This is a genomic window from Pseudoalteromonas sp. SCSIO 43088 (assembly GCF_023650795.1).
Taxonomy (GTDB): domain Bacteria; phylum Pseudomonadota; class Gammaproteobacteria; order Enterobacterales; family Alteromonadaceae; genus Pseudoalteromonas; species Pseudoalteromonas shioyasakiensis.
In genome coordinates, this window is sequence record NZ_CP072675.1 from 2545642 (window position 1) to 2558094 (window position 12453).

The following is a 12453-nucleotide window of genomic DNA, read 5'->3' on the forward strand; positions in this document are numbered from 1 at the left end:
TTGTAACAGTTAACCCTGACCCTTTTTCATTCACGGCCTATACTTAAATGGTATTAGGCCATGAATTAAGAGGGTCAGATGAAATTACCTAGCATTGTTTTAGCCTCAAGCTTTTGCTTATTAACAGCGTGTAGTAGTACAGAAAATAACACCGCTCCCCCACCACTTGCTTTGACGCAAAGTAATACGTTTACTCAAACCCCAGTTGAAACTCAACAAGAGATTTTTGCATTAAGCGAACATGTTAAAGAGCAACTTGATAGTGCTTTTCCAAAAGACAGCCGTTCATTGCAAAGCACTAAACGTTTGCTGAAGTTCCTGTTGCAAAATGGCGATGCATCTTTATCTTATCAATCTGGTGCTACCTTAACCGCTAATCAAGCCTACTCAAATTTAAACGCTAACTGTTTATCGTTATCGATTTTAGCCTATAGCCTTGCTGACTACCTCGGCCTTGCAGGGCAATTTCAAAAAGTGCATATCCCAGAATATTGGGCACTTGATAATGGCTTTAATTTACTCACAGGCCATATCAACTTAAAAGTAAGTGAAGCTCAAAAACTTGTGGTAAATAGAAAAGTCATTTACCCAGAAGAGCGCTCTTTAGTGATAGACTTTGACCCTAACAGCCGCCAAGAAGCGTTTAAAACTAGCAACATCAATAAAGCCCGCATCACAGCAATGTTTTATAACAATAAAGGTGCAGCTGCGATGCTAAAACATGATTATGATACTGCTTTTAGCTATTACAAAGCAGCAGTTGATATTGATAGCAACTACTCAGGTGCATGGGGTAATCTTGGCGTGTTATTCAGATTAACGAGTGACTATCAAAGTGCTGAAACAGCCTACCAATACGCGATTAGTTTAGATCCAGACAACAACACCGCCTTAGGCAATTTAGCAAGACTCTATAACCTGACCAATCGTAAAGAGCAAGGTCAAGCTATATTAGCCAAGCTTGATAATAAACGCCAAGCAAACCCGTATTACCATATTTCTTTAGGAAACGACGCCTATACAACCGCCCGTTATCAAGATGCCATAAAGCACTACAAAAAAGCCCGTGACTTAAACCCAACCCTGCATGATACTGATTTTGGTTTAGCGAGAACCTACTATCAATTGGGTGACTTAAAGCTGGCTAAAAAGTATTTAACTATGGCTAACAATAAAGCAGACTTTGATCATGATAAACAGCGTTATGAGAGTAAATTACAAGCGCTTCGCTCGCATACTGCAAAGCTTATTGATTACCGCTAGTGCTGTACTGATAAGCATTGGGCAAGCATTTGCCAATACAGACTTAGAACACGACATCATAACGCTAACATCGGCTCAATTTGCAGGACGAAAAACGAATACCGAGGGCGCGAAATTAGCCGCCGACTTCATAGTAGAGCGCTTTGTAGCACTTGGCTATTCGGTTAATGAACAAGGTTTTACTTATCAATCAGGATTCTTTGGTAAGGCTACAGGACGGAACATTATTGCGTCCCAAAATAGCCGCTGTGAAAACTGTAAAAAAGTTATTTTTACTGCCCACTATGATCACCTAGGGCAAAAAGGCAGTCGGCTTTATCCTGGTGCTAATGACAATGCCAGCGGCGTTGCCGCTTTACTTTATTTAGCTAAACACTTTGCACAAAGCCCCCAGCCCTATCAATTAGTTTTTGTTGCAACCGATGCAGAAGAAAATGGCCTACATGGTAGCGAGTACTTGGTATCGACACTTAATAAAAACGAAATCAAACTTAATATTAATTTAGATATGCTCGTTGTAAACCCACGAAAACCGCGTATCTATGCGTTTTTAGATAAGCAATCATTAGCGCAATATCAAACTGACATTAAAACCCTATCTGATGAGCATCTAACCTTTATGGCAACTAGCTCGTCAGCGAGGCTGAATCGATTATTTGATCTCAAAGTTGATTGGCGCAGAGCAAGTGACCATTATTCATTCGCTAAAGCCGGGATCCCATACATTTATTTTGGCATCGGACACGATAAACATCATCATCAAAGCACCGACACGGCGGCGCACATCGACTTTACATTGTTCGAATATGCCATGGCGAAAATAGCCCTATTTATTGAAAAGCTTCCAAGTTAGTTATTTGGGTAGTTCAGAGGTTAAAACAAACTGCCTTTTTTGTGCTTTGCTGAGCTTTTTTACGCTTATTTCAAGTTTAGTTGCTTCACTACGATTACCTACCTGCTGTTGATAGATAAGTGTTAAAGGCCCTTTGCCTTTGAGGTTTTTAGCCCCTTTTCCCGCTTGATGCTGCATAAAGCGCTTTTCAACGTTAGTGCTGATCCCAGTGTACCAATGACCTAAACGTGTCTGCACTATATACAAATGCCACAGAGCCTCTGAATTTTCGTTGTTTTTTATAGGCTGCTGTAAACTTTCTGGGTTTGCTGTGGTCAAATCTGTGCCTCGTGATTGTTAATCGCATTTCAGTAAAAACAATTACTGAAAAGGGTTTTACCTTCTGTGACTAATCGGTATCATGCAGTGTATAAAAAATAAGGATTCAAACAAATAATGCAGTCGTTTAAAACTTTTTCTTTTTGGTTAGTACTTACCCTTACTTTAAGTGCTACAGCAGGGTGTTCAAGCTGGGTTTACCGAATCAACATTCCTCAAGGTAACTTCCTAGAGCAATCAGATGTAGATAAGCTTCGTGTAAATATGACTCGCGAGCAAGTACTGTATGTACTAGGCAAGCCAGTAGCTGAAGACTCATTTGATAAAAATACCTGGCACTACCTGTACGTATTCAACCTTGGTCGTAGCAACGAGCAACGAAAGTCACTCACTATTAACTTTGAAAACGATAAGCTTGTTTCGTTGTCGGGAGACTATGAACAACCTAGCGAATTTAATACGCCGCTTGAACAAGAGTAATCTTAATTCGAATTAATTAAGGGTAGCCTAAGCTACCCTTTTTTATGCTTTATTTAAAGGGCGACCGCCCGTCACTTTGTTGGCTCGGCCCTCTTCTTTGGCTTTTTCAGCCCGGCGTCTGCGTGCATCCTTTGGATCAGCAATAAGCGGTCGATAGATTTCTATGCGATCGCCATCTTTTACTTCTTGATGCAGTTTACAAGTACGATTCCAAATCCCAAGCGTTAGGTTATTTGCGTCTATTTCTGGGCACTTATCAATAATACCTGACTTAATCACCGCTTGCTCAGCTGTAGTACCTACTGGTACTTCTACCAGCAAACTGGTTGCCGTTGTTGGTAAAGCAAAAACCACTTCAACAGTGATCATGGGCGAACTCCATATACAGTTTTAGCACGTTGTGTAAATGCATTAACCATGTTCTTAGCGACTTCGTTAAATACTTTTCCGAAAGCCATCTCAATAAGTTTACTAGCAAATTCAAACTCAAGGTGAAGCTGAACTTTACATGCTTTATCGTCCAGCGGTAAAAAATGCCATTTACCTTGCAGCTTTTTAAATGGGCCATCGACTAAGCGTAGTGCAACAGTTTGCTCATCTATGAAGGTATTTTCGGTAGTGAACCACTTTTTTAAACCCGCTTTTGAGATCTCTAAACTGGCCGTCATGCCACTGGCTTGTTGTGTGACGATTTTAGCATCTGAGCAATGTGGTAAAAACTCTGGATAAGCATCAACATCATTCACTAAATCAAACATTTCTTTGCTGCTGTACATTACCAGCGCACTTTTTTCTATTTGCGGCATATTCACTCCCAACTTTGTCGGCGAATTTTAGCAAGCTTTGGCTATTTCCCCAAATTTTAGTAACACGAAAATATCTGCAAAGCCTTAAAAAAGCGATGTAAAAACGCTGTTTTTACGTATAATATGAGCCACTATGGCTAAGAAAAAATCATCTAAATCGACAAGTAATACCATCGCGCTTAACAAAAAAGCGCGTCATGAGTATTTTTTACACGATAAGTTCGAAGCAGGGGTTGAACTACAGGGCTGGGAAGTAAAAAGTATCCGAGCTGGTAAAGTAAACATCTCTGAGACTTATATTCACATTAAAAACGGCGAAGCATTTTTACTTGGCAGTCAAATTCAGCCTCTCAACAGTGCTTCTACTCACGTAATTTGCGATCCTTTAAGGTATCGTAAGTTACTTTTAAATAAGCGTGAAATCGATCGTCTTATCGGTGCTACAGAACGCGAAGGTTTTTCATTAATCGCGACTGCAATGTACTGGAAAAAATGCTGGGTGAAGTTGGAGTTCCACCTTGCTAAAGGTAAAAAGATGCACGACAAACGTGAAGACGGAAAAAATAAAGATTGGGCGCGTGAAAAAGAACGCCTGATGAAACATAAAGCTTAATTTATGAAATGAGCCTAACCTTTTTGGTAGGCTCGTACCCCTTACCAGTCCTAACTTTCCCTACTTAAGAACCTTAACCCCTTAATAAACCCATACTTTTTTGCTATTTCAATCTCCTGCATTTACATGATATCAATCTTTGTCGTGATTAATTCACAACACTTTCACAATTATACAAGGATTGAAATATATGAAGAACACCCATCGCTTTATACAACGACCTCTCTATGCATTTACAGTTGCAGCATTAGCAGGCACAAGTTTTATGTCAGCTGCTGCAGAGTCAGACGGAGCTGAAAAGGTCGAGCGTATTGAAGTTACAGGTTCTCGCATTAAGCGCTCAGATATTGAAGGGCCATCACCGGTTCAATCAATCAGTCGTGCAGACATCGATAACATGGGCTACGACAACCTACAACAACTATTAGAACGTATGCCAGTTGCAGGTAATGGTACTTTCTCTACTCGCGGTAATAACCAAGACTCTACAGCTAATGGTGCTGCAGCAGTCAGCCTTCGAGGCTTAGGCTCAGACGCAACATTGGTACTTATTAATGGCCGTCGTGTATCTATTAGCGCTTTTGCTGAAAGCATTACTAATTCGTTTGTTGATATCAACTCAATCCCTGTCTCTGCGATTGAGCGTATCGATATTTTAAAGGATGGCGCATCAGCTATTTATGGTTCTGATGCAGTTGCAGGTGTAGTTAATATTATCTTAAAAAAAGATATTAACGGCCTAGAGGTAAACCTTGGATATGGTGGCACTGACGGTCCTAACTACGAAGAAAAAACAGCAAGCCTAGTTTGGGGTACCAGTACAGAGAAAAGCAGCGCATCAATTATTATTGATTATTTTAACAATACCGCGCTCTCTTCTGATGAAATGGGCCGCCTAGGCACAGCAAACCAAGAACCATACGGTGGTATGGATTTTCGCTCATCCCGTGGCTTCCCAGGCTACTTCTATGTAGATGGTGAAAAAACCATTGATCCGGCCTGTCCGGCAGAAAATGCAACTGCAAGTGGCAGCTGCTTATTTGACTACGGCCCATATGGTTACGTAACTCCAGCATCTGAGCGTGTCGGTGCTATCTCACAATTTGAATATAACTTCGACAATGGTATTTCAGCTTTCTTAGAGGTTGCAGTACAACATAATACGTCGCAAGCTGCAGGTGCACCAACGCCTCTTGATGAAGACGCAGGCCTTACCGTGCCAGCAAGCCACCCTAACAACCCGTTTGGCCAAGATATCGAAATTGGTCGCTACAGAACGGTAGATGCCGGCCCTCGCCAATGGGATATTGAATCAGATACGCTGCGTTTTGTTGCAGGCCTAAAAGGTGAGATCAGTGACTGGAGCTGGGAAGCCGCAGTGCAAAAAGGTCGCAGTAAATCAATGCAAACCGGTGACAGAAGCCAAGGTTGGGTGCGCACTGATTTCTTACAACAAGAAATCGATGCTGGTAACTATAACCCATTTGGTGGCACCTATAATGACCAAGCAGTGATTGACCGTATCACGACAAGCTTAGTGCGCCGTGGTGAGTCTCATATGACTTCATTTGATGCAAATATCAGTGGTGAAGCATTCAGCTTTGGCGATGATGTGGTGATGATGGCTGCTGGTATTGAATACCGTGAAGAAGATGTAAGCGATATTCCAGACGATCAATTCCAACGTGGTTTAATCTTTGGTACTGAATCTGTCTCAGCCGCTGCTGAACGCGACCAATACGCAGCATATATTGAGTTTTCAATTCCTTTAGCGGATAACCTAGAACTGCAATTAGCGGGTCGATACGATGACTACAGCGATTTTGGCTCAACAACAAACCCTAAAGTAGCTGTTCGCTGGGCACCAACTGATTCAATCACTGTGCGTGGCTCATGGGCTCAAGGTTTCCGCGCGCCTTCACTGGCACAAATTGGTTTAGGTCCATCTGAAGAGAGTCAGTTCTTTGTAGATACTTACCGTTGTCAGGCAACGGGACTTGACTGTAATGCGCTTGATTACAATATCCAATTTGCGGGTAACCCGAACCTTGAAGCTGAAGAATCAGAGTCATGGAATGTGGGTTTCATTTGGGCACCTACCGCTGAATTTGGTTTTGGAATCGATGTATGGAGCATTACTCAAGATAATAAGATTGACGAGCAAGAGTTCGGCCCTATTTACGATAACAACTGTAATGACCAAAACAGCACTGTGTGTGTGCGTTTAGCACCACAAAATGGTCAGAGTTTAGGTGTAATCCAAAAAGTTTACAGCACCTTTGAAAACGTTTCATCACAAGAGGTATCTGGTGTCGATGTATCGGCTAACTACACGCATGCGATGAACGATTATGGCTTCTTAAAATTCAATTTAGAATGGGCTTACCAAAACGAATTTAAGAAAGATGGCCGCGATTACACTGGCGAGTACCGTTACCCTGAAAACCGTTGGATTTTCTCAACAAACTGGGAAATGGGTGACTTCAATACTAATGTAAACGTTAGTTACACTGGCGAGTTTGAAGATACGCCAGATATCGACTTTGACGGTAATCTAGACTTTGATAGCAACACATCACGTATGGTTGATTCACAAACGCTAGTTGATTTACAAACTGCGTATAACTTCTCAGAGAAAATCAAACTTTCTGTGGGTGTGAATAACGTGTTTGATGAAGATCCTCCGTTTGCAATCGGTGATGGTGATGGCGACTTATATGGCTATGTATCAAGCGTACATAACCCACGTGGTCGTTATTTCTATACTAAGCTAACAATGCGCTTTAACTAATCTCGTTGAGCTTAAAAACAAAAACCCGCCAATTGGCGGGTTTTTTAATTCTTTAACTAAGGCCTAGATTATAGGTCACCTTCGTTTTCAGAAAGGAATTTAGCAACACCTGCAGGGCTTGCGTCCATACCTTTTTTACCTTCAGTCCAACCAGCTGGACATACTTCACCGTGCTCGCTGTGGAACGCTAGCGCGTCAACCATGCGGATCATTTCGTCGATGTTACGGCCTAGTGGAAGGTCGTTAACTACTTGGTGACGTACGTTACCTTCTTCGTCGATTAGGAAAGAACCACGGAAAGCAACACCTGCTTCTGGGTGCTCAACGTCGTATGCTTGACAGATTTCGTGTTTAACGTCTGCAACTAGTGCATATTTAACTTGACCAATACCACCGTCAGCAACGGCAGTGTTACGCCATGCATTGTGTGAGAATTGTGAATCGATAGAAACACCGATTACTTCAACGCCACGCTTTTGGAACTCTTCAAAACGCTTGTCGAAAGCGATTAGCTCTGAAGGACAAACGAAAGTGAAGTCTAACGGGTAAAAGAAGATAACTGCTTTTTTACCTTTGATAGTTTCTTTTAGGTTGAAGTTTTCAACGATTTCACCGTTACCAAGAACAGCTGCTGCAGTAAAGTCTGGTGCCTGACGGCCAACTAATACACCCATTTTTATCTCCAAATATTTGAGTTTATTTCCAATTGCCTATGCAATACTCACTTAGATATGGTTACTAAAAATCAAAAACCAAGAGTAAGTATTGATAATTTGCAAGATAGTTTAATGAGGTTACAGACAAATGAACAATCGAAAAAAACGATATGCTTAATCGGAAAAATTGATTCGCTATAAACGTGGATTGAGATAACTCTATATTAGTGTGCAAATTGACCCATAGAACACAAAAAACCCAGCTTTTAGCTGGGTTCTTAAATGAATATCAATACAGACGCTTAGTCCATGATATCTTCTGGCATATCACCACGGATTTGCTGCCAGATTTCACCTGTTTGATGACCATATTTACGCATCATAGAAATCGCACCGTCATGCTCACGACGCTCAGCAAGCTCTGTTAGGTCTTTATAAAACTGACGCGCTAATTCACGAGTACGTGAATCAGAGAAGTAATGGCAGCCAATTTTTGAGTAGAAACCTTTAAAACCATTTAAGATAAGCACATAGATACGATTATTACCTGCTACTGCTAATTCATGGTGAACTTTATAATCGTAATCAGCAAATGCTTGAGCACTGTCTTCAAGTTCTTCACTTTGCGATAAAATTTCAATTACACGCTCTGGGGCAAGTTTAATAGCCGCACGGGTATAAATTGCGCTGATATTAGTGCGAGCAGAAAGTAATTGGTCTGTAAGCTCTGGCATTTTGTCTTCATCAAGACGTGCTAGCGTCTCTAAAATGTTAAGACCCGAGGTTTCCCAGAAGTTATTTACACGGGTAGGTTTACCGTGTTGAATCGTTAGCCAGCCATCACGGGCTAGACGCTGAAGTACTTCACGTAAGGTTGTACGTGTTACACCAATCAGCTCTGACAATTCACGTTCAGCAGGAAGAATTGAGCCAGGCGGAAAGTCACCATTCCAAATAGATTCAACAATGTATTCTTCAGCAAAACCTGCTGGGCTTTTCGCTTTAAAAATTCTCATCCAATTTCCACTTGAGTTAGCAACTACTTTTACCGCATTTGGTGTTCAACTCACTGATTGTACCAGATGATCAGCAACTAACAAGTAAACTAACTCCGCAGTGCATAAAAATCTGTAAAATCTCGATAAATAAATGACCTTTTGGATTAAAAGTACACCAAATAACAATACTTTCGGTATATTGAATTTCCAAATATTAACAATAACAACCAGCACTTTTAAAAGGTACGGCCATGCAGCAGCGCGTTTTACCAGCAATATTTAAAAATTTTTTGGGGACTTCACCACAGTGGTATAAATACACCATTATTGCGTTTTTACTAATCAACCCGGTGTTATTTCAACTTAACCCTTACCTGGCAGGATGGGTGTTAGTGCTAGAGTTTATTTTTACACTCGCCATGGCGCTTAAATGTTACCCGCTACAACCGGGAGGCTTATTAGCAATTGAGGCCTTATTTATCGGCATGACAACCGCCGGCCAAGTTGAACATGAAATAGTTCAGAATATCGATGTGATCCTGTTACTTATCTTTATGGTTGCCGGCATCTATTTTATGAAAGACTTGCTTTTGTATATCTTCACAAAGCTGGTTGTTTCGGTGCGAAGTAAAACCGTATTGTCGCTGTCGTTCACGATTGCTGCGGCTTTTTTATCTGCTTTCTTAGATGCGTTAACGGTAATGGCCGTTGTTATTGCTGTCGCGATGGGCTTTTACAGTATTTACCACAAGGTTGCATCAGGAAAAGACTCTAGCAGCGAGCATGATATTAATGACGATAACCAAGTTCGCCCTGTCAATCGTCAGGAGCTTGAAGAGTTTCGTGCTTTTCTTCGTAACTTATTAATGCATGCATCAATTGGTACTGCCTTAGGCGGTGTTTGTACCATGGTAGGCGAGCCACAGAACTTGATCATTGCTGAGCGTGCTGGCTGGTTATTTGGCGAATTTTTCTTCCGAATGTTGCCTATTACTTTACCCGTTATGATTGCCGGTATTGCCACTACTTTCTTACTCGAAAAAACTAAAGCCTTTGGTTACGGCGCAAAACTCCCTGCCCCCATCCACACGATTTTATCGGATCATGCTAAAAAGCTTGAGAAAAAACGCACCACACGCGACAAAGTGAACCTAGCGATTCAAGCTTTCATTGCTGTTTGGTTGATCATAGGTTTAGCCCTTCACTTAGCCACTGTTGGTTTAATTGGTTTGTCTGTAATTATTTTTGCCACAGCCAGTGCTGGTATTATTGAAGAACACCAGTTAGGTAAAGCATTTGAAGAAGCCCTACCATTCACAGCATTACTTTGCGTATTCTTCTCAATTGTCGCAGTTATTATCGACCAGCATTTATTTACACCTGTGATCGCATGGGTGCTTACCTTTGAAGGTCAGCTGCAACTAGTGATGTTCTTTATTGCCAACGGTATTCTGTCGATGGTCAGCGATAACGTTTTCGTGGGTACTGTGTATATCAATGAAGTGGCTGCTGCGTTACAGGCAGGTCAAATTACCCGTGATCAGTTTGATTTGTTAGCTGTAGCAATTAATACCGGTACCAACCTGCCAAGTGTTGCTACACCAAATGGACAAGCTGCATTCTTATTCTTGCTTACATCAACATTAGCCCCTGTGTTAAGGCTATCTTATGGACGCATGGTATACATGGCGCTACCTTATACCATAGTGTTGACGATTGTTGGCTTGAGCATGACTTTATTCAGCCTTTCAGATATGACTGACTTACTTTATCAATGGGGATTAATCAATCACCACAGCGGTGCGTTACCTGGCTCATTAGGTGGTCATTAAAACGATTATTTAAAACAATTTATTTGCAACTAAAAAGCCCGCTTGATGCGGGCTTTTTTGCTAGAGCTCTTTTTTGCTAAATAAGAGGCATTTAATCAAGTACTTTCGCGTCGTTTGCTTTATTGAGTAAGCTGCGACTTTGCGTTAAGAAATGTGCAGTTGCATCAGAGAAGTATTCTTTCGCATCAGCAAATGCGGCAATCAATGATGCTTTATCCCCTGCTTTTAGCTTTTCTAGCGTGTCTGCAAAAGTATCTTGGTAGTTGGCAAGCAGTGCTTCTACATCGTCGAATTGCGCTAACATGATGTCAGAGTAAAGCTCTGGCGATTGGGCAAATAAGCGCCCTACCATCATTAACTCTAATTGATAAATGGGTGATGAGCAGCTGCGAAGCTCTGCAAGTGTATGGCTTTGCTTGGCAAGAAACTGGCCATATACAAAGGTTGTTAAGTGGCGCATAACCTGAATGATCTGCATTGCTTCATCGTGTTTTTTAGCATCCATTTCAACTACTTGACAGCCCCAAACTTGTAGTTGTGCCATTAACCCTTTAGCCACTTCATGATCTCGCCCTTCACACACGACGACCGTTTGCTTTACCCAATGTGAAATATCTGGGCCAAACATGGGGTGTAAGCCAACTACAGGGCCGCTATGTGCCGCCATAAGTGCTTTTAAAGGTTTTTGCTTAACTGAGGTAATATCAACCAGTAAACAGTCATCATCAAGTGTTGGTAACGCTGCGACAACTTGCTCAAGTGCATTAATTGGCACACTAACAAGAACCAATTTTGCCCCTTTTAATATCGTTTCACTTTGTGCTTGCTGTGCTTTATCTAAAATACGCACTTCATAACCTGAACGAGTAAACTGTTGTGCAAACAACTGGCCCATTGCACCTTCACCACCAACAATTACAATAGGTGATAACTGAGGCGCAACACAAGCAAGGCTACCTTGCTGATTCTGATAGGCTTCACGCATCATACGGCGTAGGATGTCCTCAACTAACTCAGGGTTAACCCCTTGTGCGATTGCTTCTTGACGACGTGCCGCGAGTAAATCAGCCTCGCGATCAGGTGCATGTAATGGAGCACCGATTTGTTGCTTAATTGCGCCTATTTTTTCTGTAATCCCATTACGCTTTGCCAGTAATGCCACCAATTGCGCATCACATTCATCTATTCCTGCTCTTAAATCAGCTAGATCATTCACTGTTACCACGTTACCACACCTCAAACCCTTAAAACGTAAATATTTATATACAAAAAAGTAAAGCTTTTAATACAAATTATAGTAACAGGATAACAGCCAAAGCACAAAGCCCTAACGTGCATGTAGCATAGCTCATAAAGGGATAACAGATAATCTAGAAGGGAGTATTTCTCAGGGGAGAGAAATTTTTTTGTGGTATAAAAACCAAAACGGGTTGCAACCTAAGGCTGCAACCCGTTTTATTTTGCGTTGTAAAACAGCGCGTATTAGTTAAGTTTTTCTCTAATACGTGCAGATTTACCAGAACGCTCACGTAGATAGTAAAGTTTCGCACGGCGAACTGCACCGCGACGTTTAACTGAGATACTATCGATAAGAGGGCTGTGCGTTTGGAATACACGCTCAACACCTTCACCGCTCGAGATTTTACGAACTGTGAATGCTGAGTGAAGACCACGATTACGCTTAGCGATTACAACACCTTCAAAGGCCTGTAGACGCTCTTTGTTACCTTCTTTTACACGTACCTGTACAACTACTGTATCACCAGCGCCGAATGCTGGTACGTCTGTTTTAAGCTGCTCTTCTTCAAGCGCTTTAATAATATTTTGGTTTACTTTTGCCATT

Annotated in this window: 13 protein-coding genes; 6 read left to right on the top strand and 7 right to left on the bottom strand. The window is 41.5% G+C overall.

Annotation, left to right across the window (positions count from 1 at the left end):
- Positions 1–78 precede the first annotated feature (78 nt).
- Both J8Z28_RS11820 and J8Z28_RS11825 read left to right on the top strand, forming a co-directional pair.
- A complete protein-coding gene (locus J8Z28_RS11820; RefSeq protein WP_250659484.1) occupies positions 79–1263 on the top strand; it encodes a tetratricopeptide repeat protein in 1185 nt (394 codons plus the stop codon).
- A complete protein-coding gene (locus J8Z28_RS11825; protein WP_250659485.1) occupies positions 1205–2116 on the top strand; it encodes a M20/M25/M40 family metallo-hydrolase in 912 nt (303 codons plus the stop codon). Before J8Z28_RS11820 ends, J8Z28_RS11825 begins: the two co-directional genes overlap by 59 nt.
- Here J8Z28_RS11825 and J8Z28_RS11830 read toward each other — a convergent pair whose 3' ends face one another.
- On the bottom strand, positions 2117–2434 hold the full coding sequence (locus tag J8Z28_RS11830; RefSeq protein ID WP_062564301.1) for a GIY-YIG nuclease family protein: 318 nt from the start codon (positions 2432–2434) through the stop codon (positions 2117–2119). It abuts the gene before it with no gap.
- Between the two features lie 117 nt (positions 2435–2551).
- On the opposite strand from J8Z28_RS11830, the gene J8Z28_RS11835 reads away from it, so the two are divergent.
- Complete coding sequence (locus J8Z28_RS11835; protein ID WP_054551724.1) at positions 2552–2914, top strand: outer membrane protein assembly factor BamE; 363 nt, start codon at positions 2552–2554, stop codon at positions 2912–2914.
- A 42-nt stretch (positions 2915–2956) separates the two neighbouring features.
- Here J8Z28_RS11835 and J8Z28_RS11840 read toward each other — a convergent pair whose 3' ends face one another.
- Both J8Z28_RS11840 and J8Z28_RS11845 read right to left on the bottom strand, forming a co-directional pair.
- Positions 2957–3283 (bottom strand): RnfH family protein, encoded by a 327-nt coding sequence (locus J8Z28_RS11840; RefSeq protein WP_055197025.1) that lies wholly within the window; start codon positions 3281–3283, stop codon positions 2957–2959.
- Complete coding sequence (locus tag J8Z28_RS11845) at positions 3280–3720, bottom strand: type II toxin-antitoxin system RatA family toxin (protein ID WP_054561884.1); 441 nt, start codon at positions 3718–3720, stop codon at positions 3280–3282. The genes J8Z28_RS11840 and J8Z28_RS11845 overlap by 4 nt, the downstream gene beginning before the upstream one ends.
- A gap of 133 nt (positions 3721–3853) precedes the next feature.
- Between J8Z28_RS11845 and smpB the strand changes: the two genes are divergently transcribed.
- A complete protein-coding gene (gene smpB / locus J8Z28_RS11850; protein WP_054551727.1) occupies positions 3854–4333 on the top strand; it encodes an SsrA-binding protein SmpB in 480 nt (159 codons plus the stop codon).
- Between the two features lie 265 nt (positions 4334–4598).
- Complete coding sequence (locus J8Z28_RS11855; RefSeq protein ID WP_235575475.1) at positions 4599–7124, top strand: TonB-dependent receptor; 2526 nt, start codon at positions 4599–4601, stop codon at positions 7122–7124.
- Between the two features lie 68 nt (positions 7125–7192).
- Here the strand turns inward: J8Z28_RS11855 and J8Z28_RS11860 are convergent, their stop codons facing one another.
- Both J8Z28_RS11860 and fadR read right to left on the bottom strand, forming a co-directional pair.
- Positions 7193–7798 carry a peroxiredoxin C gene (locus J8Z28_RS11860; RefSeq protein ID WP_054561886.1) on the bottom strand — a complete coding sequence of 202 codons (606 nt, stop codon included), beginning with the start codon at positions 7796–7798 and terminating at the stop codon, positions 7193–7195.
- A gap of 284 nt (positions 7799–8082) precedes the next feature.
- Positions 8083–8796: a fatty acid metabolism transcriptional regulator FadR gene (fadR, locus tag J8Z28_RS11865; RefSeq protein ID WP_054561887.1), complete on the bottom strand. Its 714-nt coding sequence runs from the start codon at positions 8794–8796 to the stop codon at positions 8083–8085.
- Positions 8797–9029: 233 nt separating this feature from the next.
- Here fadR and nhaB point away from each other — a divergent pair, with 233 nt between their 5' ends.
- On the top strand, positions 9030–10610 hold the full coding sequence (gene nhaB / locus J8Z28_RS11870; RefSeq protein WP_054561888.1) for a sodium/proton antiporter NhaB: 1581 nt from the start codon (positions 9030–9032) through the stop codon (positions 10608–10610).
- 91 nt (positions 10611–10701) lie between these two features.
- On the opposite strand, the gene tyrA is transcribed toward nhaB, so the two are convergent.
- Both tyrA and rplS read right to left on the bottom strand, forming a co-directional pair.
- The gene (gene tyrA / locus J8Z28_RS11875; RefSeq protein ID WP_248527480.1) at positions 10702–11835 is read right to left on the bottom strand and encodes a bifunctional chorismate mutase/prephenate dehydrogenase; all 1134 of its coding nucleotides are present in this window, start codon (positions 11833–11835) and stop codon (positions 10702–10704) included.
- A 257-nt stretch (positions 11836–12092) separates the two neighbouring features.
- Positions 12093–12452, bottom strand: a complete 360-nt coding sequence (gene rplS, locus J8Z28_RS11880; protein WP_054551733.1) for a 50S ribosomal protein L19 — start codon at positions 12450–12452, stop codon at positions 12093–12095.
- Position 12453 lies beyond the last annotated feature (1 nt).